Annotated in this window: 21 protein-coding genes; 8 read left to right on the top strand and 13 right to left on the bottom strand. The window is 44.6% G+C overall.

Features of this window, described 5'->3' with window-relative positions; all coding sequences use genetic code 11:
* Positions 1 to 84: 84 nt before the first annotated feature.
* Complete coding sequence (locus tag ACFO4O_RS09430; RefSeq protein ID WP_382407743.1) at positions 85 to 1,284, top strand: tetratricopeptide repeat protein; 1,200 nt, start codon at positions 85 to 87, stop codon at positions 1,282 to 1,284.
* 154 nt (positions 1,285 to 1,438) lie between these two features.
* Entirely contained in the window at positions 1,439 to 2,866 is a 1,428-nt protein-coding gene (locus tag ACFO4O_RS09425) for a TonB-dependent receptor (RefSeq protein ID WP_382407741.1), read from the top strand.
* Positions 2,867 to 2,970: 104 nt separating this feature from the next.
* Here ACFO4O_RS09425 and ACFO4O_RS09420 read toward each other — a convergent pair whose 3' ends face one another.
* Genes ACFO4O_RS09420 through udk form a run of 3 tightly spaced genes read right to left on the bottom strand, consistent with a single transcriptional unit; the run spans position 2,971 to position 5,682 of the window.
* Entirely contained in the window at positions 2,971 to 3,810 is an 840-nt protein-coding gene (locus tag ACFO4O_RS09420) for a 2OG-Fe(II) oxygenase family protein (protein WP_382407739.1), read from the bottom strand.
* Between the two features lie 26 nt (positions 3,811 to 3,836).
* Entirely contained in the window at positions 3,837 to 5,048 is a 1,212-nt protein-coding gene (locus tag ACFO4O_RS09415) for a NupC/NupG family nucleoside CNT transporter (RefSeq protein WP_382407737.1), read from the bottom strand.
* Positions 5,041 to 5,682, bottom strand: a complete 642-nt coding sequence (gene udk, locus ACFO4O_RS09410; protein ID WP_382407735.1) for a uridine kinase — start codon at positions 5,680 to 5,682, stop codon at positions 5,041 to 5,043. The genes ACFO4O_RS09415 and udk overlap by 8 nt, the downstream gene beginning before the upstream one ends.
* Before the next feature lie 261 nt (positions 5,683 to 5,943).
* Here udk and ACFO4O_RS09405 point away from each other — a divergent pair, with 261 nt between their 5' ends.
* From ACFO4O_RS09405 to ACFO4O_RS09395, 3 genes are all read left to right on the top strand, one after another.
* Positions 5,944 to 9,120 carry a TonB-dependent receptor gene (locus ACFO4O_RS09405; protein WP_382407733.1) on the top strand — a complete coding sequence of 1,059 codons (3,177 nt, stop codon included), beginning with the start codon at positions 5,944 to 5,946 and terminating at the stop codon, positions 9,118 to 9,120.
* Between the two features lie 339 nt (positions 9,121 to 9,459).
* Complete coding sequence (locus ACFO4O_RS09400) at positions 9,460 to 9,996, top strand: Slp family lipoprotein (protein ID WP_382407731.1); 537 nt, start codon at positions 9,460 to 9,462, stop codon at positions 9,994 to 9,996.
* A 373-nt stretch (positions 9,997 to 10,369) separates the two neighbouring features.
* Positions 10,370 to 13,447, top strand: a complete 3,078-nt coding sequence (locus tag ACFO4O_RS09395) for a TonB-dependent receptor domain-containing protein (RefSeq protein ID WP_382407729.1) — start codon at positions 10,370 to 10,372, stop codon at positions 13,445 to 13,447.
* Positions 13,448 to 13,675: 228 nt separating this feature from the next.
* On the opposite strand, the gene nspC is transcribed toward ACFO4O_RS09395, so the two are convergent.
* The 4 genes from nspC to ACFO4O_RS09375 form a co-directional block, all read right to left on the bottom strand.
* A complete protein-coding gene (gene nspC / locus ACFO4O_RS09390; protein ID WP_382407727.1) occupies positions 13,676 to 14,812 on the bottom strand; it encodes a carboxynorspermidine decarboxylase in 1,137 nt (378 codons plus the stop codon).
* Positions 14,813 to 14,826: 14 nt separating this feature from the next.
* Positions 14,827 to 16,029, bottom strand: a complete 1,203-nt coding sequence (locus tag ACFO4O_RS09385) for a saccharopine dehydrogenase family protein (RefSeq protein ID WP_382407725.1) — start codon at positions 16,027 to 16,029, stop codon at positions 14,827 to 14,829.
* A 171-nt stretch (positions 16,030 to 16,200) separates the two neighbouring features.
* Positions 16,201 to 16,629 (bottom strand): hypothetical protein, encoded by a 429-nt coding sequence (locus ACFO4O_RS09380; RefSeq protein ID WP_382407723.1) that lies wholly within the window; start codon positions 16,627 to 16,629, stop codon positions 16,201 to 16,203.
* A gap of 74 nt (positions 16,630 to 16,703) precedes the next feature.
* Positions 16,704 to 17,630 (bottom strand): 1-aminocyclopropane-1-carboxylate deaminase/D-cysteine desulfhydrase, encoded by a 927-nt coding sequence (locus ACFO4O_RS09375; protein ID WP_382407721.1) that lies wholly within the window; start codon positions 17,628 to 17,630, stop codon positions 16,704 to 16,706.
* A 294-nt stretch (positions 17,631 to 17,924) separates the two neighbouring features.
* On the opposite strand from ACFO4O_RS09375, the gene ACFO4O_RS09370 reads away from it, so the two are divergent.
* Both ACFO4O_RS09370 and ACFO4O_RS09365 read left to right on the top strand, forming a co-directional pair.
* On the top strand, positions 17,925 to 18,449 hold the full coding sequence (locus tag ACFO4O_RS09370) for a chalcone isomerase family protein (RefSeq protein WP_382407719.1): 525 nt from the start codon (positions 17,925 to 17,927) through the stop codon (positions 18,447 to 18,449).
* 14 nt (positions 18,450 to 18,463) lie between these two features.
* Positions 18,464 to 19,009: a DUF3833 domain-containing protein gene (locus ACFO4O_RS09365; RefSeq protein WP_382407717.1), complete on the top strand. Its 546-nt coding sequence runs from the start codon at positions 18,464 to 18,466 to the stop codon at positions 19,007 to 19,009.
* Between the two features lie 96 nt (positions 19,010 to 19,105).
* On the opposite strand, the gene ACFO4O_RS09360 is transcribed toward ACFO4O_RS09365, so the two are convergent.
* Positions 19,106 to 20,500 carry a sensor histidine kinase gene (locus ACFO4O_RS09360; RefSeq protein WP_382407715.1) on the bottom strand — a complete coding sequence of 465 codons (1,395 nt, stop codon included), beginning with the start codon at positions 20,498 to 20,500 and terminating at the stop codon, positions 19,106 to 19,108.
* A 47-nt stretch (positions 20,501 to 20,547) separates the two neighbouring features.
* Positions 20,548 to 21,243 (bottom strand): response regulator transcription factor, encoded by a 696-nt coding sequence (locus tag ACFO4O_RS09355; RefSeq protein WP_382407713.1) that lies wholly within the window; start codon positions 21,241 to 21,243, stop codon positions 20,548 to 20,550.
* A gap of 72 nt (positions 21,244 to 21,315) precedes the next feature.
* Here ACFO4O_RS09355 and ACFO4O_RS09350 point away from each other — a divergent pair, with 72 nt between their 5' ends.
* The gene (locus ACFO4O_RS09350; RefSeq protein WP_382407711.1) at positions 21,316 to 21,702 is read left to right on the top strand and encodes an MAPEG family protein; all 387 of its coding nucleotides are present in this window, start codon (positions 21,316 to 21,318) and stop codon (positions 21,700 to 21,702) included.
* Positions 21,703 to 21,773: 71 nt separating this feature from the next.
* On the opposite strand, the gene ACFO4O_RS09345 is transcribed toward ACFO4O_RS09350, so the two are convergent.
* The 4 genes from ACFO4O_RS09345 to ACFO4O_RS09330 form a co-directional block, all read right to left on the bottom strand.
* Positions 21,774 to 22,157: a DUF3192 domain-containing protein gene (locus tag ACFO4O_RS09345; RefSeq protein WP_382407709.1), complete on the bottom strand. Its 384-nt coding sequence runs from the start codon at positions 22,155 to 22,157 to the stop codon at positions 21,774 to 21,776.
* Positions 22,158 to 22,797: 640 nt separating this feature from the next.
* Entirely contained in the window at positions 22,798 to 23,763 is a 966-nt protein-coding gene (locus tag ACFO4O_RS09340) for a nuclear transport factor 2 family protein (RefSeq protein ID WP_382407707.1), read from the bottom strand.
* A 23-nt stretch (positions 23,764 to 23,786) separates the two neighbouring features.
* Entirely contained in the window at positions 23,787 to 24,743 is a 957-nt protein-coding gene (locus ACFO4O_RS09335) for an alpha/beta hydrolase (protein WP_382407705.1), read from the bottom strand.
* Between the two features lie 134 nt (positions 24,744 to 24,877).
* Entirely contained in the window at positions 24,878 to 25,759 is an 882-nt protein-coding gene (locus tag ACFO4O_RS09330; RefSeq protein WP_382407703.1) for a helix-turn-helix domain-containing protein, read from the bottom strand.
* Between the last annotated feature and the right edge of the window lie 35 nt (positions 25,760 to 25,794).

Here is a 25,794-nt window from a genome sequence, read left to right as displayed (position 1 = left end):
AAATAATGGCACATTGCGGTCTGATTCGCAAAGGTCTATGATGATGCTAAGGTCGATGGGCGGATGTATTGCTTGAGGTAATTCATGATTCAATATAACAACACCGTATTTAATCGCTGCGTACGATCAGCTTTTGCACTCGTTATTTGCATGACCTTGGGCGCATGTACTGTGCTTACTCCCCATACCAAGACCGCGACGCCAGAGTTCGTCTTTAACGATAGTGTATTTCCGGCAGCCCACCTCTACCCCATTGAAGCACCAGACAGCATTTTTGCTCTCAGCGATGAAGCTAAAGACTTTGTGAGCAACGCGATTAGCCAGCGAAAAACGCAAGAAGGGCAAGTCAAAGACCTGATGGGCCACATTTTTGATCGTGCTGAGTTTGATTTGTTGTATCAGGCAGATGCGAATACCAATGCCACTGAGACATTTGAAAACCGCGCTGCAAATTGTTTATCACTCACCATAATGACTTACGCGATGGCCCGCCACGCTGGATTCAACGCCCGCTTTCAACAGCTCAATATTCCAGAATACTGGACGCGAAGGGGCGGCTATACTTTACTCAACGGTCATATCAATTTGCGCATCGTACCTAAGTACACGGTAAGCTCAATTAACCTTATTCGTCGTAATTTAATCATTGATTTTGACCCTCAAGACGGCGCGTATGAATTTAACGCCGACGAGTTAGATAAAACGCGTATCGTGTCGATGTATTACAACAACAAAGGCGCAGAGCTTATTTTGAAAGGTGAGCTTAATCATGCATACGCATATTTAAAATCGGCGGTAAAAACCGATCCGAGCTTTGAGGGGGCGTGGCTTAATCTTGGTTTGGTCTATCGCCAGGCCGGTGCTCTCGATTTAGCTGAGTCAGCCTATCTAGCAGCTATCGCAATAGATGACGACTATCTCACCGCTTGGGAAAATCTAGCTGCCGTGTATGATAGGACATCGCGAGAAGAGCAGGCACGACAAATATATGCCGATATTGAAACGAAGCGCAGGGCCAATCCTTACTATCACATGATGCTCGCGGAAGAAGCGCTCGATAAAGAGCAATATGATGAAAGTATTCGGCATTTCAAAAAGGCCATCTCCCTAGATGATGCGCCGCACCAATTTTATTTTGGTATGGCACAAGCCTATATTCATTTAGGCGACGTGCCTGCAACAAAGCGATATTTAACTCGCGCTAAGCGCAAAGCCGGCAAGAGTCGCGTGGCGGAAGACTACGCCGACAAGCTATCTATGCTTGCTCATGTGCAAAATAGATAAATTGTTGATAGTGGTGCTGTTGCATCGGTGATATCACCCCTCGATTTTTACGCGAAGGGGTCGATAAGGCATTGTAAGTATGTATAAAATTAAACTAAGCTAACAGCCATCGCCTTTAGTTTTCCCCATTGAATGACCCTACACAGGAGCCCCTATGGAACATAAGAACGTCAGCTCTCGCTCAACGTCGCAAAAAGCCCTGCGCCTGAATTTAGATGATAAAAAATACGGAACGATTGTTGAAATTGGGGCAGGTCAAGAAGTTGCGCGGCAGTTTTTTCTGGCTGGCGCAGCAGCAGGCACAATTGCAAAAACCATGTCTGCTTATGATATGAAGTTTTCAGATGCCATATACGGCGTACAAAACGACGGTCGCTATGTAAGTAAGGCGCGCGTTAAGGCGATGATGGAACAAGAGCTTGCTCTAGTGCTTGAGCGAGTGAGTGAGGGACGCTCCAAGTCTTCTCGGTATTTTGCCTACGCCGCAACTGTGGCGGCAAAGAGCTTTAATCGTGACAACGAGTGCCATGCATGGTGCGGTATTCGTATTCAGATGTATCCGGGAGCCGAGCCGTCGAATATTAAAGTGCACGTACGCATGCACGACGACAATGCTGAAGCACAGCAACAAGCCTTAGGTATACTCGGCGTTAACCTGATTTATGCCGCGTATTATTATTTTGAAAATCCCAAAATGATCATCGATTCGCTCACCGACAGCATAAAGCCTGGTCGTATTGAAATTGACTCAATTGAGTTTATCGGCCCTTATTTTGAAGATATTGATAATCGCGCGATTAATCTTCAACTGATTCGAAGCTGGAAGACGCGAGCGATTATGTTCAAGCCTGACGGCAGCATCAGCGTACCTGCAGAAATGCTCTACAAGAAAAACGTGCTCACCATAAGAGGCTCGTTCAGGCCAGTCACAAATTTAAATGTGGATATGATTGAGCAGGGCAAAAAGGCCTTTTTTGCACAGTCCGGGATTAAAGAAGAAAACACCATAGTAATTGCAGAGATATCGCTCAATGATGCAAAAGGCAACGATAATCACGTACCAGAAAAAGACCTCGTTGAACGCGTGCAGCTGTTAAATGCGCTGGGATATAACGTTATGATTTCTGATTATACTCGTTACTTCTCACTAAGAGCCTATTTTAGACAATATACCAAGATGGAAATTGGTATTGTGGTGGGCATGATTAACTTAAAACAGATTTTTGATGAAGATTCTTATCGAGGGGTTGAGGGCGGTATACTAGAAGGCTTTGGTAAGCTGTTTCCAGACAATACCCGCATGTATATATATCCTGAACTCAATGCCGAAGGGGAATTGCGCGATGCCAGTCATCTAAAAGTGCAGGAGCACTTACGGTTTTTGTATCGTCATCTTGTTGAAAACGACTTTTTATATGGCATTGAAACTTCCGACATGGCGCTATTTAAAATTTACTCGCGCGACGTGCTGAAAAAAATCAAGTCTGGTAAAAGTGAGTGGGAATCGTCAGTACCTAAACTGGTGGCTCAGCAAATTAAAGACAATGGATTTTTTGGCTTTAAGAAAAAACGCCGCACCTAAACGTTAGCGCTATGGCAAAAAGATAGTTAGCGCTGTGGCAAAAAGAAAGAAACATTAAGCGAGTTGGAGGCGGCGGGGTTTATTAGCCCTGCCGCTTCCAGTGTTTAAATCACGCCAAGTTCGCGCAGACGTTCTTGCAAGTAGCTCTCGGCGGTGTAGTTGTCAGACAGCACAACATCTGGGCGCGGATGTAAAAATAGCGGTAGAGAGATGCGCGCTTTGCTAGTGTCTGTCCCTTCAGGATTAATGACTCGGTGTGAGGTAGACGGAAAATAATGCCCAGATGCCTCTTGCAACATATCGCCAATATTCACAATTAGATTGCCAAAGTCGCACGGCACATCCATCCATGTACCGTCCTTTAATTTCACCTGTAGTCCCGGCTCGTTTGCCGACGGCAAAATAGTAATAAGGTTGATATCCTCATGAGCCGCTGCCCTTATAGCATCGGGCTCCTCATCGCCTTTTAGCGGCGGATAATGCAAAATTCTAAGCAGAGTTTGTTCGCTGCTGGCAATCATATTCGACAGCGGCTCACGATAATGCTTACTTACCTCCTCAGGCGATTGTTCTTCAATCCAGTTAAGCAATTCGCTGGCAAGCGACAGGGTACTTCCGTAATAGCTATGGATTTCTGCTTTGAGGGCGTCAGGACACTGTCCCCAAGGATAATAATGGTAATATTCTTTGATATCTTTCTTTTTAAAGCCCTTGGCCACTTCTGATACCGACGTGGGGAAAAAACCGTCTTGCGTGCCTTTGTTATACAAAAAGCTGTGTTTTTCGTCAGTATTGAAAAATGCTTCCCAGTGCTTGTAGATATCGCTTACACGCTGTTTTGATATAGGGTGGTTTTTAAGTACACCAAAGCCCGTTTGACGCAAAGACTCCACAAAGTCTTTTGCAGCGGTGGGAGATTGATAGTCAACAGCTTCTAATTTCATTGTAATGTCCGATGTAAAAATGTGCTTTATGTGAGCGAGATAAAGATGCCAGCCAAGGCAGCGCTCATTAAGTTCGCCAGTGTTGCCGCCAATACCGCTTTTAGGCCCAAGCGCGCAATGTCTTTTCTACGGTTGGGCGCAATCGCACCAATGCCGCCCATTAGAATAGCGATGGAGCTTAAATTGGCAAAGCCGCACAGCGCAAAGGTTACAATGGCTTGAGTTTGCGGTGAAAGTTGGTCGATATAAGTTACAAAATTTGAGTAGGCAACAAACTCATTCACCACCACTTTTTGACCAATGAAGCTGCCTGCCAACTGTGCTTCATTCCACGGTACGCCAATCAGCCATGCAACCGGCTGAAAAATGTAACCGAGTATCAATTCAATGGTCAGGTCTTCAAGTCCAACATACCCGCCAAGCGCCCCTAAAATACCGTTTAACATCGCAATAAGCGCAATGAATGCTAGCAGCATCGCACCGACATTGACGGCCAATTTCATGCCCGATGCAGCGCCACTTGCGGCGGCGTCGAGTACATTAGCATAGTCGTCGTTATCTGATTTGACCTCGGTCAAAGTTTGATTGGGTGTGTCGGTTTCTGGCTCAATGAGTTTGGCCATTAATAACCCGCCTGGCGCCGCCATGAAGCTAGCGGCCAGTAGATATTTTAGCTCAACACCAAGTCCGGCATAACCCGCCATGATGGAACCGGCGATGGATGCTAAGCCACCTACCATGACCGCAAAAAGTTCAGAGCGCGTCATTTGCGGAATAAAAGGCTTGATGATTAAAGGCGCTTCGGTTTGACCGACGAAAATATTCGCTGCAGCCGACATCGACTCAGGACGACTGGTGTGCAGCAGTTTTCGAAGCGCTCCACCGATAATACGAATGACAAAACTCATTACACCTAAGTGATAAAGAACGGCGATTAACGATGAGAAAAAGATAATGACCGGGAGAACGTTGAACGCAAATATAAATCCAAGCGACATGTTGCCAATGGGGCCAAACAAAAATTCAATGCCTTGGCGGGAGTAATCAATAATGTTTGCGACAAAATCGGTAAGGCTTAGCAGCACGCCAATCCCGATGTCGGAATAAAGAATAAACGCGCCTATCGCTACTTGCAGCACAAACGCACCGCCAACGGTTCGAAGATTGATACTGCGGCGCGATTTGCTCACCAAAACCGCTACGGCAAGCAAAAAGATGACGCCTAACACACTAACCATGTGCAGAGATTCCTTTTTCTGATTGATAAAGATAGGCACTGACCACATCCACCGCCAAAAAGTTTTCACCGCCGTGGGGAATAATTAAATCAGCAAAGGTTTTAGAAGGTTCAATAAACTTGTGGTACATCGGCTTGACGGTGTTCTCATATTGATTGGCTACTGACACCATGGAACGACCTCGTTCTTGTGTGTCACGCAGCATGCGCCTCATTAAGCATACATCCAGAGCTGTATCTACAAAGACTTTAATATCAAAATGATCAAACAGCTGTATCTGCGTGAGCAGCATTATGCCTTCTATTATGATGATAGGCGCTGGCTGTATAGTTTCGCTTGTATCTAAACGGGTATGCGTTTTGTAACAATAGGCAGGGTATTCAATTGCCTCGCCGTTTTTGAGGGCTAGCAGGTGTTGACCGAGTAAGTCATGTTCAAAAGCATCAGGATGGTCGTAATTTGTGTCGGCGCGTTTTTCTAAGGGGATATGGTCTTGGCTTTTGTAATAATGATCTTCTTGCAGAACAAGAACGTGTTGATGATTGTGTCCAAGTTTAAGCGCTAAGTTTTGGGTAAATAATGATTTACCGGAGCCAGATGCACCCGAAATGGCGATGATGATGGGTTTTTTCATGCTTACAGACAACCGTCGAAATTTGCGCAACTTTACATCGTCAGCCAATTTCATTCAATGAAAACCCTCTTTTTGATGAGATATGACCAAGATGTTAATGCCTTGTAAAGCGAATGAAATTAGGATGCTTTGTGCATTAAACATTCGCTTATCTGACATTCTGTAATATAATTGTAACGTTACAAAACGACAATGCGCTCGTTCAAATCATATTAAAAATGATGTCACACATTTATTAAAAAAACACATAGGGAAAAAGCAATGTTTGCAAAGACTAAACTCAATAAAATTGCAGTTGCAGTCGCACTGTCTGTCGGTCTCTCGACCGCAGCCATGGCACAAGAAACATCTTCCACCATCCGCGGTACGATCCAAACTGAATCGGGTCAAACTGTTACCGGTGCAAAAATTACCGTTATCGATAACCGCACGAATTCATCACGTGAATTCACGTCTTCAGACACTGGCGCGTTTACCATTCGTGGTTTGCGTATCGGTGGTCCATACACTGTAATCGTAGAAGATGAGCTTGGCTCTCGCACTGTAGAAGGTGTATTTGCTAATCTTGGTGAAGACGCCAACTTAACGATTAACCTTATCGCTGCAAGCGACGTAGAGCGCATCACAGTAACTGGCAACGCCAGCGGTTTGGTAACAGAAGCTTTAGGTCCAAGCGCAAACTTTGGTTTTGACGACTTACAGTATCAACCTTCTGTTGATCGTGACATCAAAGACGTACTGCAGGTAGACCCGCGTATTTCAATTGACCCAACTAACTCTAACGCTATTCAGTGTGCCGGTGGTAATAACCGAACTAACAGCCTGACAGTAGATGGTGTGCAACAAAACGATAACTTTGGTTTGAATAACAACGGTTATCCTACCGAAGGTCTTCCTTTCCCATTCGACGCTATCGACCAAGTAGACGTTCAGCTTGCCCCATTTGACGTGACTTACGGTGGTTTTACAGGCTGTAACATCAACGCAGTTTTCCGTTCGGGTACAAACGATATATTCGGTTCTGTGTTCTACGATTACACCAGCGATGCGTTCCAAGGTGATGAAACCGAAGAAGGCAAGTTTGACGTGCCTGATTTTGATGAAAGCCGTTACGGATTCACCATTGGCGCCCCTTTGATTAAAGACAAGTTGTTTGTGTTTGCAGCTTACGAAAAGCATGAGCCAATCAGAATTTATGAAAATGGCCCAGAAGGTGCGGGTTTTGCACAGCCAATCGATGGTCTAACTGTTGGGATATTAGACGAAGTTCGTCAAATCGCGAGAGACGTGTACGGCTATGAAGCGGGTGACATCATCAACTCAGCTGACGAAAAAGACGAAAAACTACTTGTTAAGTTAGATTGGCAGATTAATGACGATCACCGTGCTGCATTAACGTATCAAAATACTGAAAGTGCTTCTGCAACGTCAACTGGCGCTGGCACAACAAGCTATGCATTCAGCGACCGTTATTACGAGCGTGCAAATGATTTGTCTTCACTTGCGCTTTCACTTTACTCTGATTGGTCTAGCAACTTCTTTACCGAATTCCGTGTAGCGAAAACATCAGTAGACAATGGTCAGGTCCCGGGCACTACTAATCCAAGTTTCGGTGATGTGCGCATTGAAGACGTAGTACCAGGAATCGATGTGTTCTTAGGTGCTGACCGTTTCCGTCAGGCCAACGTGCTTGAGTACGACACGCTTAACTTTAAGTTTGCAGGTACTTACATTGCGGGTGACCACGAAATCACCGGTGGCGTTGAATACCAAAATACCGATATTTTTAACCTATTTGTTCCAGGTAGCCAAGGTATTTTCGAATTCTCTGGTCTTGATAATTTCCGTAATCAACAAGCCGATGTCATTGAATTTTCAATTCCTGGTTCATTGAACCCTGCTGACGGTGCTGCAGAGTTTGAATTCCGTCAAACAGTCCTATACGTTCAAGACCGTTGGATGGTAACTGATGACCTGACGGTGACTTATGGTTTACGTTACGACATGTGGGATGCTGATAGTGACCCAACAGCAAATGCTAACTTCCAACAGCGCTATGGCTTTACAAATGCTAATGGCCCAGACTTTGATTTGCTTCAGCCACGCGTAGGCTTTAACTATGTGCTTGACGATGCAACCTTCATTTATGGTGGTTTAGGCTTATTCTCTGGCGGTAACCCTAACGTTTGGTTGTCTAACAACTACTCAAACAACGGTGTAACGATTCTTAACTCTGAGTTTGAGCGTTCAGACGATAGCCCAGCTAACGTGCTTGCTGCCCTTGACGGTACTAACACAAATAACTTTGTGACCGAGCTACCGCAACTTGCCATTGATTCACTAGAAGGTGGTGATGGTGCGGTTAACGCGCTTGACCCAGACTTTGACATTCCTGCTATCCTTAAGTTAAACCTAGGTATTCAGCATGAATTTGGTGATAGCTATTTAGTAGGCTTTGACGTGATTCACTCGCGTCAGCGTAATGCAGCTAAAACGATTCCTTTGAACACCGTTCAAGTTGGCACAGCACCTGACGGTCGTCCAATCTATCAAGACGTAGATTTACTTGACCCAGACTGCCGCACCAACCCAACGGGCGGTGATTGTTCAGGTCGTAGTGGTGTAGACTACTTCCTAACTAATGCAGATGACGACGGTAAGACAACGGTATTCTCTACCTTCCTTCGTAAGCGTTGGGATAACGGTTTGTCTGTGAACACCGGTTATGCGTATATGGATGCCGAAGAAGGCAGCCCAATGAACAGCTCTACCGCTTCGTCTAACTTTGGTAACCTTTCAGTTATCGATTTGAACGAACCTGGCATTGCTACTAGTAACTACGAAGTTCAGCATCGCTTTACTTTGAACCTTGGCTATCGTTACGAGTTCTTTGAAGATTATTCTACGCGTTTCAATCTCTTCTTTACTCGTCAAAAAGGCCGTGCATTTAGCTTTAACTTCGACAACGATCCGGGTTTTGGTGATGAGCGTTCGTTCGAAGATCGTAACTTGCTTTATGTTCCGCTTGAGAATGACCCAATCGTTGAATACGGCCCAGGGTTTGACCTAGCAGCATTTAATCAGTTTATTGCTGATGAAGGCTTAGAAGATAGACGTGGTACGATTTTGCCGCGTAACTCTCAAAACAGCTCTTGGTGGGGTCGTTTAGATTTCCGTGCGTCACAGGAAATTCCTGGATTTATGGATAACCATCGCGGTGAGATTTACTTTGTTGTTCGCAACCTAGGCAATCTATTGAATCCGGATTGGGGTAACTATCAGCAAGTTAACTTCGAATTTAATGCACCTGTAGTAGATGCTCAAATTCAAGATAACGGCACATACCTTTACACCAACTTTGATGGTTTCCGTGGTCAGAGCTTACGTGCAGAATCTTCTGTATGGAGCGCTCGCATCGGATTTAAGTACACCTTTTAATTAAGTGTATCTGCTTAGTTAACTAAGCATCAAATTTAGAAACCCCAGCATCGCTGGGGTTTTTTTATGGGTCTCAAACCAGAACAAACCCACTAGCTAAAATGCTGTAATGGCTTTACATTCATATATGCTGTGTTTCTTGACTCATTTAGATTTTTATACAATGATTATTTTGTCTAACACATATGCGGAGCGGGGCGGGTATATTTCGTCGGTGTTCTAGTGCTATGGACAGCAGTAGGAAGTGGCAGTATAAAGTAGCAGTAAGAAGTAGCGGTAAAAATCGGTGGTAAGAAAAAATCGACCGGTGTGCTAAGGCTCGTTTAAGGAATAATGGATATGAAAAACTTTTTGTTAAGCGTTATCTCTGTGACTTTGTTTTCTGCTTGCAGCAGCGCTCCTTTGCCGCTTCAGGTACAAAACGAAAACAATCTCGTTTCGTTTACAAGCGTAATGCGTTCGCAAGTGGCTGACGTACCTCTAGGGCAGCAAGCACGTTGGGGCGGCGTAGTAGTTGGTAAGCTTGCCTCAGAAGATTTTACCGAACTTGAAATCGTCTATGCGCCTATGCGTAATGATCACAGCCCAAGCAAACCTAAAGCTGCAGATCTTCGGTTTAAAGCATTGGTGAAAAACGATTCGCTCCTGTCTAACGTCGACACAGGCGCGTTGGTGACAGTTGTTGGCGAGATATCAAATCCTACAGTTGGTCTTATAAACAACAGAACGTATACCTACCCGACCATTGAAACAGACACCTTGCATGTTTGGCAGAGGGACATCAGCGATTCAAACTTTTTAGACCTATCGTCAGACAATAAGTCTCCATGGATTATGGTGCCAGCGTGGGGCCGTAATCGTTTTGAGCGAAACTAGTCAATATGAGAGGTAGAGACTAACTGGTTAGTCTCTACTGGTTCATCTAATAACACCCCTCCCGCTAACCGTGACACCAGCGTTCTGCTAGGGGTTAATAATTTAAACAGCATGATTTTATACAGCAAAACATAAAGCCTTAACAAACCCACCAAACATTTGCTTTTTATTAAGCTTTTATTGCACTATGTCAGGGCAGGGATGTCAGCTTTGGTGCGAACAGACTCAGTCAAACACCATTGAAGTTCTAATCTAGCCACTAAATATTAATATAAACAAATAAAAACATAGGGTTAGATGCGATTGCGAGGCGTTCAATGGAGGGAACACTTATTGCACGAATCACTTTGCTAACACACATTTAGGATAAAGTATGAATACATTCACCCCCAAGTTTGCGCGCTCCACGCTGAGCATTGCGCTTGCGTGCGCACTGAGTGCAGCGCCAGCAATATCGCTTGCACAAGAAACAAATGACGAAAACGAGCAAGACGTAGAAAAAATCCGCGTAACGGGCTCTCGTGTAGCACAAGACTATACGCTTGATGCGGCAAGTCCGGTATTGTCCATTGGCGCCGACAGTATTAAAACGTCAGGCCAGATTGATTTAGGTTCGTTATTAAGAGAGTCTCCTCAGCTTCAGGCTTCTCTTCCAGGTTCGTTTTCAGCGTTTAACGGAACACCGCTTGGCGCCAGCCAGTTAAATCTGCGTAACCTAGGCACGGTGCGCACCCTAGTCTTGGAAAATGGCCGTCGTCATATCTCAGGAATTGAGGGCTCAGGTTCGGTCGATGTAAATACCATTTCTACCGCCCTATTAAGAAACGTAGAAATCCTTACCGGTGGCGCTTCTGCGGTATACGGTGCTGATGCGGTAACGGGTGTTGTTAACTTTAACATGCGCGATGGCAGTTCATTTGAAGGTTTAGAGCTTAGAACGCAAACCGGCGTGACCGACCAAGGCGATGCGAATGAGTTTTTTGTATCAGTTGCTAACGGCTTTGCAAGTGACGATGGTAAAGGCGATTTAGTGTTCGCCGTGGAATATCAACGCACGAGTCCGGTGTTTGCCCGCGACCGCGACTTTGCAGGCTCAGGTTTATCAGGCTTAGTGGCTAATAACGCTGCTACCCAAGACGGTTTGGGCGTTGACGCGCGCTTTTCAAATACCTATATAAATGATTTTCGACTGCCAATTTCAAGTGACCGCGGCGTAATCTCGCTCACCGGCAGTGCGTTTGGTGACGTAGTAAGTTCAGGTGGCGTCCCTGGTTGTGCATTTTTAGGTTCCGCCAACATTCCTGCTTGTCAGGTGGTAGGTGCAGACGGCAATGTGCGCCCATATAACCCAGGCGATATTTTTGTTAATGCGTTTGAGGCGAGCGGCGGCGACGGCGTTCCAGCTGACCCAGACAATGAGCTAATTCTTCCAGAGAGCGAGCGTGTTTTATTCCAAGCAATGGGGTCTTATGACCTTACTGATTTTGCTACCTTCTTTGTGGATGCAAAATACGTTACCAGCGAGACCGTTGAGACAAACCAAGTAAACGGGTTTAACGACGATATTCCTATTGCTCTAGACAACCCTTTTATTCCGGCTGCACTAATGAGCCAAATTAACACCCTGCAAGCAGAGGGTGTACCGGTGTCATTGGCAATGTCGCGTGACGTGCTGGATGTTGCTGCACAGCAAAATCCAGAGGCTGATCGTAAAACATTCCGCATAGTACTTGGTGTTGAAGGGGTTATTCCAGGCACTGAATTAGGCTATGAAGTCGCCTATAACTACGGAAAAACAGACGCAAACATTACCTCTAGAGCACGTTTGGAAGACCGTTATTTTGCCGCAATCGATGCAGTGGTTGACCCTGCAACAGGCAATACTGTGTGTCGTTCAGACCTCGACCCAAGCGCCGTGCCGCCATCGTCGCCGTTTCCTAACGTAAACGGCAATTTTGGCTTCAATACCTTTCAACCTGGCGACGGTAAGTGCGTACCTATCAACTTATTTGGTAAAGATTCGATTAGCCAAGAGGGCGCTAACTTTGTATTCCAACCAGTGACTGACCAAAATGACATTAAGCAAGAGAATATTTTGGCGGTTATTTCAGGTGACAGTGAAGACTTGTTTACCTTACCAGCAGGACCGGTAAGTTTCGCTTTAGGTTATGAATGGCGCCGTGAAACAAGTGAGTTTACGCCTGATAACTTCACCGCGTCAGGACTTACCTTTGGCACCTTAGATTCACGTAGTGGTCCAACAAACGCTTCCTTTGGGCAATATGATGTGTCTGAATACTTTATTGAAGCACAGATACCTATTGTTGAAGACATGCCCTTTGCAGAGCGAGTGGAGCTGCGCACGGCTTACCGTTATTCAGACTATGACCCTTACGGAAGTACAGATGCATGGACTGTGGGCGGCGTGTGGTCACCAGTGTCTTCGGTTACCGTCAGAACAACGGTTTCTGAGGCCGTGCGAGTGCCAAACATCGGTGAAGCCTTCGCCCCTACGTTTGCCGCTACACTGGGTGCGAGTCAAGACCCGTGTAACCAAAACTTCATTAACGCTGGCTCTGAATTTAGGGCAAGTAACTGCGCTGCTTTAATTGGCGCAAGCGTGACCAACGGTACTTATGATTCTACAAACTTCTTATCGGCGTTTGTATCGGGTACCACTGGCGGTAACCCTGACTTATCTCCAGAAGAAGCCGAAACCTTCACCCTCGGTGTAGTATGGCGTCCTGAAGGTGATTTTGGTGGCGTAGTAGACGGTTTAGTTGTGACGATGGACTACTACGATATTCAAATCGACGGTTTGATTGATAGCTTAAGTGGTTTTGATATCGCATCTAACTGTGTTGATGCGCCAACTGTTAATAACCAGTTCTGTGCAGCGGTTGACCGCGACGCGCAAAACGGATTCATCACAGACTTCCGCTCTGGCTTTATTAACTTGGCAGCGGTTGAAACTTCTGGTATCGACTTTAGAGTTGATTATGGTTTCAGCTTGGATGATGTTGGTGAGTTTGTATTTACTATGAACGGAACTAACTTCTTGAAGAACGACGAAACTCGTGATGTTTCCGCGCCTGACGAAATTACCGACGTGCTCGGCACGTTCACACGTCCAGAATGGATAGTGAACTTTGATGTTGATTACATCGTGGGTGATTTCACCATTGGTTGGAGAGCGCGTTATGAGTCTGACCAATTGCTTCCTGGCCGGGAAAATCAAGATTTTGAGAACGATCCTGACTTCTCAAACATCACCAGTACCGGTACATCTCTAGTGCATGATTTTTCTGCCTCTTATACCTATAACGAAGATTTAGAGATATACGGTGGCGTAAACAATGCGTTTGAAGAAGAGCCTTACTTAGGTACGCTTTCAAGACCAGCAGGTCCGCGCGGACGCTTCTTGTTCTTGGGCTTAAATTACACCATGTAACAAGGTGCAATAAATACAGGGTTTGATGAACACCAAACCCTTTATGCCATAAAAAAAACCTCGCCGCGGCGAGGTTTTTTGTTTTAATGATACTGCTTGTACTTGTTTGCGCATGCTCGCTCAGATAGTGATTTTTTAATTGGCTATGTGATGAGCTGCGTAATGGGCTATACGATGCGCTATGTCATGGGCTATGTCATGGGCTATGTCACGGGCTATAGGCGAGCCCTATGACAAACGCCCTTTAAAATCTGCGTAATCAAACTCACGCACCACGTCAAGCTCACCATTTTTGCGCAATATTGCGATTGCAGGATGCTGCACACCATTAAAAAAGCTCGTTTTAACCATTGTGTAATGCATCATGTCTTCAAATATTAAACGTGAGCCCGGTTTCAGTGGTTCGTCAAAGCTATAGCGCTCAATAACGTCACCCGCAAGGCAAGAATTTCCGCCAAAGCGATAGGTGTAGGCCTTTTCATTTTCTTTTCCCGCCCCGGTAATAACAGGGCGATATGGCATCTCTAGCACATCTGGCATGTGCGCGGTGGCAGAAATATCTAATATAGCGATTTTGTCTTCATTTTCGACAATATCAACCACTTCGCAAATTAGCGGACCACATTGCCACGCAACCGCTGAGCCCGGCTCCATTACTATGTGTAAGTTAGGATATTTTGCATTAAATGCTTTTAAGGTACTTATCAAATGCGCAACATCATAGCCCTCGCGGGTCATTAAATGGCCGCCGCCTAAGTTTAGCCATTTCAGTGAAGGCAAATACTGACCAAATTTGGCCTCTATTGCCTCCAAAGTGCGCATGGCAGCGTAGGAGTCACACTCACATAGGTTGTGGCAATGAAAGCCCTCTATGCCGTTTAAATCGAGTCCTTCGATGTCTTTTGCCAAGATACCAAGACGCGAACCGGGCGCGCATGGGTCGTAAAGCGGGGTATCAGCCTCTTGATTCTCAGGATTAATACGTAAACCCGCAGATACCCCAGAGCCAACGATTTTTGATTTATAACGTTGCCATTGAGAAACACTATTAAATGAAATGTGATTAACAAGCCCTAACAGTGCGTCTATATCTTTGTCTTTATAAGCCGGGGAGAATACGTGCACGTCGCCGCCTATTTCTTCTCTTGCCAAGCGTGCTTCCCATACGCCACTTGAAGTCGCGCCTTTCAAATATTGCTTAATCAGCCCAAAGGTTGACCACATTGAAAAGCCCTTGAGGGCAAGAATAATCTCTACCCCAGCTTCTTGCTGCACACGCTGCATTAACTTGAGATTTTGCTCAAGCTTGGCTTCATCACATACGTAGCAGGGAGAGGGAATGTCTGCTCGATTATAATCGGTCATTAATATCGTATTCTCTATCGTGTAAAGGGGCTAGCGTCGCATTCAATGACATTCCACGGCAGGCCGTGTTCGTTGAGTAGCTCCATGAACGGGTCGGGATCAAACTGTTCCATGTTCCATACACCCGGCTTATGCCACTTTTTGTTAAGCATTAGCGCCGCACCAATCATCGCCGGTACACCAGTGGTGTATGAAACCGCTTGGGCGCCAACTTCTTCAAAACATTTAGCGTGTTCGCAGTTGTTATAAATAAAAATGGTTTTTTCTTTGCCATCTTTAATGCCGGTAATATAAGTACCAATGCAGGTCATGCCGGTATAGCCATCGGCCAGTGAGCCAGGATTGGGGAGTACCGCTTTTAAAAACTCAAGTGGCACAATTTTTTGGCCTTGAAAGTCGATAGGCTCAATACTTGTCATGCCAATACCTTCTAATACTTTCAAATGCGTTAAATAAGCATCACCAAAGGTCATCCAGAAGCGCGCGCGTTTGAGCGTAGGGAAATGCTTCACAATTGACTCAAGCTCTTCATGAAACATAAGATACGACGCACGAACACCAATATTTTGATAATCTAAATCTTCACGCACGCTTAACGGGTCGGTTTCTTTCCACTGGCCATCTTCCCAATATTTACCGCGCTGCGTAATTTCACGAATATTGATCTCAGGGTTAAAGTTAGTTGCGAATGCCTGTCCATGGTCGCCGCCATTACAGTCAACAATGTCTAAGTAGTGAATTTCGTCAAAATAGTGCTTAGCTGCGTATGCTGTGTAAACATTTGTTACGCCGGGGTCGAAGCCGCTGCCCAACAGCGCCATAATGCCTGCATCTTGAAAACGCTGCTGATATGCCCACTGCCAAGAGTATTCAAATTTAGCCTCGTCTTTTGGCTCATAGTTGGCCGTGTCGAGGTAGTCTGTTTTTGTCGCTAAGCAGGCGTCCATAATCGGTAAGTCTTGATAGGGCAACGCAAGATTAATAAGCAAATCAGGTTTAACTTGCTCAATAAGCGCTTCTACGTCTTTTGCGTTATCGGCATCTAGCGCAAACACACCCTTCACGCGGTCAGCGCCTACTTCTTGCTGCAACGCTTCGCATTTTGAAAGCGTGCGACTGGCCAAATAAATTTCATCAAAAAATTCAGGCAGACGAGCACACTTTTTGATGGTAACAGAGGCAACGCCGCCGGCGCCAATAATAAGAACTCTAGACATAATGTTTCCTTAACATGTAAAGCGCGTTCAGCCAAAAAGGGCTTTTCGCAATACCCTATAGTGTGGGTCACATTCTTGGTAGTTTCAATGAAGATTTTGCGCTTTTGCGCTGAGTGTATGCGAATTAATCTAATATTAGAGGGTGTTACCCGTTAAGCGGGGAAAAAACGCTTAGTCAGCAAAATCACAGGTGAATGGGATGCCAAGTTTGATGGCATTTGTATCGTGTTCGTAAGGGTAGAGCGTTACCGTATTCTTGTCGTTTGAGTCGGTAATATTAAACACAATAGCATCACTTTCGTCCCCTTGAGGAGTCGAGATGGTTGCGCAGTAAACAATCACTGAAATCGCGTTTTCTGCAAGCAAACGTTGTTCCCGACACTGCGCTGATAAGTCTTCTATCATGCCGTTCTGCGGATGTTCGTTTAGATTGGGCGTAAACACGCACTGCACGTCGTTATCGATAGACATGACCGCAAACGGATATAAGGTGCTTGACCGAGTCAGCATGATGTCACACAAATCCAAGGCCGAATATATTAATGCGGCATACGGAATGTTTTGTTTGAGTATCATGTTTGGTTTCAAGTGTGTTGCCATTAAGTGTTGCTGATTATCTAGTTAACGGCAGATGTATGCAAAAAGTTCAGTAAAAAATGCTCGGTTTTTCCTTATTATTCGCGGTCTCCTTGCAGCCCACCGGTGTGCAAAATCATAGTGCGCTCGTGCTTGGATATTAGCCCCTCAGCCAATAAACGGGTAAGTGCAAAAAAACTTTTAGTGTTATAAACCTTGTCTAGGGCAATACCATGCTCGGCTAAAAATGACGCTCTGAACGCTAACTGCTCGGCTGTATTTTTAGCGTAGCCTGCTCCATGAAAGTCTGCCCTATGTATGATTTGCCAATGTGTTTTATTACCCTGGTGACCTAAATAGACGCTGTCGCCTAGTAAACGCTGTAAACTCCCTTCCAAGTAACTTTCTCCTTTAAGCACAGCGATGCCAATAACTTTTGTGTTAAGGCGGTGTGTATGAATGTACTTAACCAGTCCAGCCATTGTGCCGGCACTTGCAACCGGCAGCACGATATTGTCAAAAGGTAGCGAGGCTTGAAGCGTCGACTCTTGCAAAATACCGCCAACACCATCAAGACTGCTTTGATGGCTGCCGCCCTCAGGAATCAGCATATCAAGGGAGTGAGCTTTGATTAATTCTTGCTGCGTTTGAGTATTGTCTCGGTTTTTATATTCGACTCTGCTCATAAAGTGCAGCGCTGTGCCCCAGCTTTGTATGTCTTGTAAGGTCGGGCTTAGCGGGCTGTTTGGGTGTGCTCTCACAAAAGCGGTACAGGCGATATTTAGTCTGTAACACGCGTATGCAAGTGCATGCAGGTGATTAGAGTAAGCCCCGCCAAAGCTGCCGATATGTTTTACCTTGTGCTTTAGGGCGTATTGTAAAGTGGGCTCAAGCTTACGCCACTTGTTGCCGCTGATAACAGGATGCAGCAAGTCGTCGCGTTTGCACCATATCTGTGTGCCATCAACCTTCAATTGATTAAGCTCAGAAGGTAGAGCGATATTAAGTCTTTTTGCTATATCCATCTTATGTAAGCGTTATGTCCTAGTTTTTGGCCGTTATAGTTTAGTTGTAAGTTAGGCCCGTAAGTAAGAGGCCTCAAGTAAGGAGCCGTAAGCTAGGGGCCGAGAGTCAAGGGCATGGGAGCCGAAAAGCCAAAAACATATGCGTCACGGGCCTGGAATTGCTTAAGTTTAGCGAGTACAGCGCGGGTTTGTCATGTGTTTGTTTACGCATTAGCGCTTCAAGCATTACGAATTCTTAATGATCTAAACCCCTATAACTGTGCGTTAATAGGGCATCAAACGAGGATAATATTTATGCAAGCGGTTTCAGTTTTAATATCAATCCTGCTCACAGTTGGCAGCGTGGTTTTTAGTAATAGTGCATATGCTGTGTCTAACTACATCGAAAATCCAAAGCCAGTTGGGGAGGCTCGCCTTGAAATAATGTTCTGGGATATTTACGACGCAAAGCTTATTGCGCCTAACGGTGACTTTCATCCCGAAAAACCTTTTGCCTTGGCATTAACTTACCTGCGAGAGTTTGAAGGAAAAAACATAGCGAGCAGAAGCATAGATGAAATGCGCGACCAGGGCATGAAGGACGAGGTGAAACTCGCCAAGTGGTTTGAAAAGATGCAGCAAGTATTCCCTAACGTTGACGAAGGGCAGACGCTTACCGGCATTGTTGATGACAAGCAGCACAGTCATTTCTATTTTAACGACAACAAAATGGGAACCATCGAGGACCCAGAATTTACGAAGTGGTTCTTTAACATCTGGCTATCGGAAGATACATCGCAGCCTAAATTGCGTCAAAAGCTATTAGGGTCTGTAAACTAAACAAAGGAGATTCTATGTCGATTCAATCATCGCTTAAGTCACTGCTCATCTTTTTAAGTGCACTCGTTGTTATGGGGTGTTCAGTATCAATTGAGGGCGATACCTACCGAGACGTGCAGCCAGAATTTAAACTTGAGTCTTTTTTTGATGGAAAGGTAAAAGCGTGGGGCATTGTGCAGAATCGCTCAGGCGAGGTGGTTCAGCGATTTATTGTTGATATTGACGCATACCAACAAGATGGAAATCTGATTTTAGACGAAACCTTTGAATACGGCGTAGGCGATGGCCCTCTTACGCGCGTGTGGACAATCAGCAAAAACTCGGATGGTACTTATACCGGTAACGCGGGTGATATTGCAGGTCCGGCAACAGGAATATCCTATGGCAATGCATTTAGCTTTGCCTATGAAATGGATTTAGAGGTAGACGGCAGCACTTACCGAGTCAACTTTGACGACTGGTTTTGGGCGTTTAACGATGACACCATGATGAACCGCTCATATATCAAAAAGTTCGGCATTGTAATGGCGGAAGTGACCATATTTATGCAAAAACAGTAGGCATGCAAAAACAATAGGCATGCAAAAACAGTAGGTGGGCGAGAACCTAAGTTAGCACGAAACTAAGTGGTGAAAGTACTTAAATCGCTAAGGTGCTTAAGCGGGTAAAGTAAGATTGCATTGCAGACCAGACTCCGCTTCAAGCGCCGTGCGAGAAAACGAAATATCTCCTTTATGCAAACTTACAATGGCCGCCACCAATGCCAATCCAAGGCCGTTGCCACTCGCGGTACGGCTTTTGTCTTCTCGATAGAAGCGCTGGGTAAGCTTATCAATCACTGCTTCGTTTACGCCAATACCGCTATCGTTAATTGAAAAGCAATATTGTTGCTGGCCCGACTCGCTATCTTGTTGTGATGTAAGCGATACGCTGATTTGCCCATGCTGCGGGGTAAACTTTACGGCATTATCAATGACGTTAGCAAAAGCTTGAAAAATCAGGTTTTTATCGCAGTGAAGGCGTAAGTTTGGTGATATCTTCACATCTAGGCTGATTTCCTTCTCTTCCATCACAGGTTGATAGAGTTCAATAGCATCAACGGCAACCGCGCTTAAATTTTCGTCTGCAAATCCAGCACGCTTGGCGCTGGTCTCAATATCTGTGATTCGAAGCAGAGAATTGAAAATGGCCATTATGTTGTCGCATTCGCCAATTAGGGCATGTTTTTCGGGATGCTCAATTTGCTCAATGTGAGATTTAAGGCGGGTAAGGGGAGTACGGAGGTCGTGGGCAATGCTGTCAGATACATTTTGTATGCTATTAACAGACTGCTCAATTTTATCGAGCATTTTATTTAGGGCCAAGCTTAGCTTACTCAAATCGTCCCAACTGCTCTCGACGTATAGCCGGTCACTAAGATTACCAGTCGATATAATCTCATCTGCGGTATCACTCATCAGGTTAATCCGGCTAACCACATAATAAGCCACCACAATACTTAATATCGAAATGATACACACAATCACAATAAGCACATATGAAGAGGTTTGTGCCAGTTTCAGTGCAAATTCAATATCTTTTACGCTGCGCGCTACCAACATCGTATCTTTATTGCCAAACTCCACAATCATTGCAATGGCGGTTTCTTTATTTGCTCGCCGCGATACATTGTCTTGGTTAGGGCGCAGGTCAACCTGAATTTCCAGCAAGCCGTTTTTTATAGGAAGCGTGTTGGCACCCGGCCACGTCGCTAAATTACCTGCAATGAACTCATCTTGACCGTTTTTTAGATAATACAAAAAGTCATTGTTGATATTGTCGACGCGATTTTCCAAAGCGCGCACCACAGCCGGCCTGCCAGCGGCGTTGTACAAGCTTCTGAAACCCCCTATATCTGCTAGTATCGCCGCCTCGGTCTCTCTAATAAGTAAGTCATCACTAGCGACCGTGAGTACATAGGTATTAAAGATTACGGCAATAAGAAGCAGGGTAGTGAATATAAAGCTAACGATGAAGCTTGAGCTTTTACTGTAGGCTTGAATGGCTCGCATGCGTGCGGTCTTGTTCCTTTTTTCTCTTGCGGGTATGGGCTCTATGCTCAGTGTCGCGTGCTTATTTTGTATCCTGCTCCGCGAATGGTTTCGATCATTGGATAGGCAAAGCCTTTATCGATTTTGTTACGTAGCCGGCTAATGTGAACGTCTATCACATTGGTTTGCGGGTCAAAATTATATTCCCACACCTTCTCTAAAAGCATGGTACGCGTTACGATTTTATCCTCGTTGAGCATCAAATACTCAAGGAGTTTAAATTCTTTTGACTGTAGATCAATTTCCTGTCCGTCGCGCAGTACACTGCGATTGATTAAGTCAAGACGCAGCTCACCGAGTACAAGTTCGGTTTTGCTTTCGCTTATGGAAGGTGCTGAGCGGCTAGCGAGTATTTCTACGCGAGCGAGTAGTTCTTCAAAAGCAAAGGGTTTGGTAAGATAATCGTCAGCGCCGGCTCGTAAGCCAGTGACCTTATCTTCTACTTTGTTTTTTGCGCTTAAAAACAAAGTAGGCGTTGTTATCTTTTCTTCCCGCAGCTTTTGCAAAACCTCTAGGCCGTCTAGCTGAGGCAGCATTCGGTCAAGCACAATGACATCGTATGTGCTGTTTGCTGCGCCATTCAACGCGAGCTCAAGACCAGACTGGCCGTTATCAGCTACATCGCACTCATGCCCGGCCTGCGCCAAACCTTTTACAATGAGTTGGGCAACCGTGGGTTCGTCTTCTACAATCAATAATTTCATAGTGTTAAGATAGCTGATAAGCTTGAATAAGTGTAAATAAAATACTCATTTATTACGTAAAAGGAACATTAAGTGTTTGTCATTATTATATGTATGGCGGCTGTGCTGTTTATGCCAATGTTAGCAAAAGTGCCGCTAGCTCTGATGATGCATCGTGAGGGTACTTATGATAATCGCCACCCGCGAGCACAACAGAACCGCTTAGAAGGGTTGGGGGCGCGAGCGAAAGCTGCCCACGATAACTGCTTTGAGGCTATCTGCTTTTTTGCGCCCACTGTGCTGCTAGTCCTCGCGCTTGACGCTCACACCGTGTACACCGCCCAATTGTGTATTGCCTTTGTGTTGCTTCGCTTGTTATATCTAATTTGCTACTGGTGCAATTGGCATGTTGCTCGAAGCAGTGTTTGGGTGCTAGCGATGGGCACAATTGTAGCGCATTTCGTCTCTCTTTTGAGCTGAGTGTTTTTTTAAAGGCTATTTGCATTAAGAGTTGGAAATAGCGATTTTGAAAGCTGTTATACCAAGCGTGCTTAATCGACGACAGACGCTAAAAACTCGCTCCCCCAACCCATCAACACTTGATCTTTAAAAACAAGCGGCGTGCATTCATCTTTTGTTGTTACACCATCGCCATCAACACGATGGGTTCGATAATATACAACCTGAATTGGCTGGTCGTTGGTCGGTATAATTTCATTAAAATCAGCTGTTCCCATATTGTCGGTAACATGCAGCAAAGAATCACCAATGCGTAAACTTTGAATAGCCTGTCGGTTAACAAGTTCGCGCTCTTCCCAGTCCAGCGCATCCGCGCCTGCTGCGCTTTCTGTTACTTCTGAGTAAAGTAACTGAGCGCCTTTAGCACCAACGAGTACACAGAAGATAACTAAACCAATAACCATATTCCGAGACATAATAGTATTTCCTTTTTAGTTCCATTTTCCTTTAAGCATCGTTAGCAAAGAATACGCCAGTTTATAAGCACTTGATAAATAACAAAAAATTTAAAATTTTTATTATCAACATTAAAAAAACACTCATCTTTTAGCCAATTAAACCAAAAATCAACGGAAACTGGGCTTTTTTGAGTTTGAGTATAAGAAGTATTAACGCTATATACTACACATCGTGACAGCTGTATTTAGGCCTAGTTGCACGTGAGTCAAATGGGTACTTTTCAGAAATCAGTGAAGTCCTTGTCTTCAAGATCGGCAATTAAACTCGACCTTGGTACTGAACTTCGCAATGAAATATGTAAAAGCCCTTCGGCCTTTCTTTTCTCTACAGGCGGATTACACAAAGCTGGTGTAAAGCACAATAATGGGGATTACTGTAATGGCGCCAATTAAAATGATACGCAGAGACTCCGGCGCACTGGCTGCCTCAAAAATACTCATTCGATTGGGGTTAACGTAAGGGGGAAGATGTACCCCCCTATTTTGAGTAGCAAATAAAAAATCTTATAGTCAGAAGTTAACAATCTAGATGCGGATTTGTAGGTGAAGCCGCGTTATCTGAGTATATTGGTGATAGGCGGCTCTTTTGTTTGATATATTAAAGGTCAAATGCTTCTTTGAATATGATAGGGTCGTAATATTCTCTAAACAATTCTATCTTTCCATCGATTACGTGAAAAAGTCCGGCGTAGCGCTGTTGATAGTGTTTTCCAGTTGACAGTATGTCTACTGAGCCATCGTATTCTACCAAAACAGTCTCTGGGTCAAGCATGTCATAAAAAACTAGATTGCGAGTGAAGTCGCTGTTTTCGCAGCTAATTTCTGGCCATGCTTTGTAATGCGACAATAGATTTTGTTTACCGACGACGCGTTTCGGAAAACCTTCCGGTGAAAACGGCATATCTTGGACTGCATCCTCTGCCCACACGTTTGCAAATTTATCCATGTCTTTGTTTTCGAGCGCCTCAAGAAAATCAACAACCGTTTGTTTCGATTGTGCCTTAATTAGATAGCGATTAGGTTTGCTTCTGGCATTTTGTATAGCTGGCGCAAAAACATCTCGCGTGCCTTTTTCTTCTCGCAGCACAAACCGATGTTTAGCAATCTTCCAATCTTGTGCATCTTTTACCAAGGTGTAGTGGTAATTCCCTTTGACTTGCCAGAATAAATCATCGACGTAGTGGTCGGCTATGACCTGTGCTTGGACGTGTGCGCGATACCCGTTAACGTTTACAACAACATTCGAAATCTGGTGTTGAGTGACGTCGAAACCAGGTAAAACGCCTGCCCATTCTGTCATCAATTGCGTATTGCTTTTAAGAGTTGGCTCCTCACCCGAAAGAGACTCATAATCCACCAGTACTTCAGGTGCATAGAGTTGCTCTAATGCATCAAAGCGATTTGCATCTGCTAAGCTGCCTACCTGATAAACGGTGTTTTCAATTTTCATTTGTTCAACTATGTCTTGATTAACCTGCTCAAGCTCCTGATTAAAAGCTGAAACAACTGCTGTTGCGCTTACAAGGCCCATGCCGATAACTCCAAAAATAAACTTTTTCATCATGATTCCCTCAGAAGAATTGAGCGCTAAAAAACACGCTCAATATGTAACTTGATTTGTTCGATGGATGCATTCATTGCATCGCTGTTATCATAGAAATCAAACTGCGTGACATCGTCTAGCATCACAAGTTTCGCATTCTCACCGGCAAGCTCAGTGAATTTTTTAGCGCCTTGTGGAATGGCTGCTGCTTCTGAGTGCACCAAAAGTACAGGCTTTTCAATACGCTCTGCGGTTTGAATAGCATCGTAGTTGAGCCAAGGCCCCCACGAAAAGGTGCTAAATTTATTATCGTAGGATTCTATAGCGCCTCGATTTGGATCAGTGTAATAGCTCGCTTGATACATCAATGATTGTTCGTTAGTGTCACTCGCTGCCTCAATTATTACCGGAATACCTGTAAGTTCAGCTTGTTCATACAGGTTGAGCAAAGTGGGTTTAGAATCGCCATAAACTTGCGTCACAATCGCATCATCTTGAAGCCACGGGGCCACAGTCATCACAGTTGCGATATTCTCGCTTTGATATGCAGCATCAATGGCATATCCGGCCGACGCACAAATTCCTAGCGTTGCTATTTTGCTGCTATCAACCTCTTCTCGAGCGAGTAAAAACTCTACTGCGGCTAAAATATCTTCTGTTTTCGCTATTGGGTTTTCAGCGAATTGCAATTCGACTGGCGTATTGATGTTTGATTCACCCCAACCTCGAAAATCAAAAGCCAGAGCGGCATAACCTTGATCAGCAATCTTTTCTGCATAACCACCTGCCATTTGTTCTTTGACCGATGTCCAAGCTCCGGACACAATAATAGTTGGCAATTTTTGACCTGCGTCATAGTCGTCTGGTAAATACAAATTTCCTTTTATTTGCTGTCCGTGGCTCTCAAAGCTCACTGGAACTATATCGGCTGCGTTGGCAGTTGAAATACTCGCAGCTGCAAAGACAGAAAGAGTGATGATGTTTTTATGTAGATTAAGCATAATTATTCTCCAATTGATTGGTTTAAAAGCCTGTTTTGACGTTGGATATTAAACCAAAACAAAAGACGTACTTATTGAAGCTGCTTGCTTAGTTTTTGAAGAATCTTGCTTTTTTGATATGAACAGAGTGAGGCTTAGGAGTTTTTTCGGTACTGCTTTGGCGTTTTACCTTCTAATTGTTTGAATACACGAGAGAAGTGAGCCTGATCGGCAAAGCCGCAGCTCATTGCGATATCCATCATAGGACGGTCAATCTCTTTGAGCATATTTTTTGCCTTTTCAACACGAAAACTCATCAGAAATTGATGCGGGGTTTGCCCTATTGTCTGTTTAAACAAACGGGCGAAATGGTAGGTACTCAATCCTGCCTCGGTTGCCATTTTTTCAAGTGACACATCATATGAGAATGATTTTCTTACATACTCTAATACCCGCTGATAGTGTTTGGCAGTAAAGCTTTTAGAAAATTGCAGGTCATCTTCTCGTTGCACGCCATATTTTTGAATGAGCTTGATAAGGAAGATTCTCGAAAAACTCTCAAACATAACTTCAGAGCCCATTTGACTGTTTATGGCATCTCGAAGCATGACAGCCGCGTTGCAAATGTCCTCATCAATAAATTGCGGAATATCTTGCAGTTGCTTGCTACCGAGCAAAATACCGAGTTCACTTTGAGCAAACTTTTCAAGTTTCGATGGAATCAAGGTTATCACAATGACTTTAGATTTAGCATGCCAACACCAGCCACTTCTGACACCTGCTGGAGTAACAATAATTTCGTGCTGCTGGAAGATAAAATCACGGTGCTCGCCATCTCGCCAATTTTCAACTCGATGGGAATCCTTTTTTAGATTTATCAAAATATGATGCTGGTCGAATACTTGATACGGCATCGACGAGGGCTGCGCTTCAAAATACTCAAGATTTAACAAGTCGGCTGCGCGCGTATGGTTCAATGATGCATTGCTTACCAGAGGGGGCTCCGGATAAACTTCTTGGTATAAGTTGGAAGTCATATAGTTGTTTTGAGTTAAAGAAGCATTAGATATTT

It is taken from the genome of Glaciecola siphonariae, from assembly GCF_042652645.1.
Taxonomy (GTDB): domain Bacteria; phylum Pseudomonadota; class Gammaproteobacteria; order Enterobacterales; family Alteromonadaceae; genus Glaciecola; species Glaciecola siphonariae.
This window is presented reverse-complemented; position numbering and strand designations above follow the sequence as displayed.

Coding starts and splice junctions, on each gene's coding strand:
- ACFO4O_RS09345 (WP_382407709.1), bottom strand. CDS start 22,157: ATGTCTCGGAATATGGTTATTGGTTTAGTTATCTTCTGTGTACTCGTT.
- ACFO4O_RS09400 (WP_382407731.1), top strand. CDS start 9,460: ATGAAAAACTTTTTGTTAAGCGTTATCTCTGTGACTTTGTTTTCTGCT.
- ACFO4O_RS09330 (WP_382407703.1), bottom strand. CDS start 25,759: ATGACTTCCAACTTATACCAAGAAGTTTATCCGGAGCCCCCTCTGGTA.
- ACFO4O_RS09355 (WP_382407713.1), bottom strand. CDS start 21,243: ATGAAATTATTGATTGTAGAAGACGAACCCACGGTTGCCCAACTCATT.
- ACFO4O_RS09420 (WP_382407739.1), bottom strand. CDS start 3,810: ATGAAATTAGAAGCTGTTGACTATCAATCTCCCACCGCTGCAAAAGAC.
- ACFO4O_RS09360 (WP_382407715.1), bottom strand. CDS start 20,500: ATGCGAGCCATTCAAGCCTACAGTAAAAGCTCAAGCTTCATCGTTAGC.
- ACFO4O_RS09335 (WP_382407705.1), bottom strand. CDS start 24,743: ATGCTTAATCTACATAAAAACATCATCACTCTTTCTGTCTTTGCAGCT.
- ACFO4O_RS09405 (WP_382407733.1), top strand. CDS start 5,944: ATGTTTGCAAAGACTAAACTCAATAAAATTGCAGTTGCAGTCGCACTG.
- ACFO4O_RS09395 (WP_382407729.1), top strand. CDS start 10,370: ATGAATACATTCACCCCCAAGTTTGCGCGCTCCACGCTGAGCATTGCG.
- ACFO4O_RS09375 (WP_382407721.1), bottom strand. CDS start 17,630: ATGGATATAGCAAAAAGACTTAATATCGCTCTACCTTCTGAGCTTAAT.
- nspC (WP_382407727.1), bottom strand. CDS start 14,812: ATGACCGATTATAATCGAGCAGACATTCCCTCTCCCTGCTACGTATGT.
- ACFO4O_RS09415 (WP_382407737.1), bottom strand. CDS start 5,048: ATGGTTAGTGTGTTAGGCGTCATCTTTTTGCTTGCCGTAGCGGTTTTG.
- ACFO4O_RS09425 (WP_382407741.1), top strand. CDS start 1,439: ATGGAACATAAGAACGTCAGCTCTCGCTCAACGTCGCAAAAAGCCCTG.
- ACFO4O_RS09340 (WP_382407707.1), bottom strand. CDS start 23,763: ATGATGAAAAAGTTTATTTTTGGAGTTATCGGCATGGGCCTTGTAAGC.
- ACFO4O_RS09370 (WP_382407719.1), top strand. CDS start 17,925: ATGCAAGCGGTTTCAGTTTTAATATCAATCCTGCTCACAGTTGGCAGC.
- ACFO4O_RS09365 (WP_382407717.1), top strand. CDS start 18,464: ATGTCGATTCAATCATCGCTTAAGTCACTGCTCATCTTTTTAAGTGCA.
- udk (WP_382407735.1), bottom strand. CDS start 5,682: ATGAAAAAACCCATCATCATCGCCATTTCGGGTGCATCTGGCTCCGGT.
- ACFO4O_RS09430 (WP_382407743.1), top strand. CDS start 85: ATGATTCAATATAACAACACCGTATTTAATCGCTGCGTACGATCAGCT.
- ACFO4O_RS09380 (WP_382407723.1), bottom strand. CDS start 16,629: ATGGCAACACACTTGAAACCAAACATGATACTCAAACAAAACATTCCG.
- ACFO4O_RS09385 (WP_382407725.1), bottom strand. CDS start 16,029: ATGTCTAGAGTTCTTATTATTGGCGCCGGCGGCGTTGCCTCTGTTACC.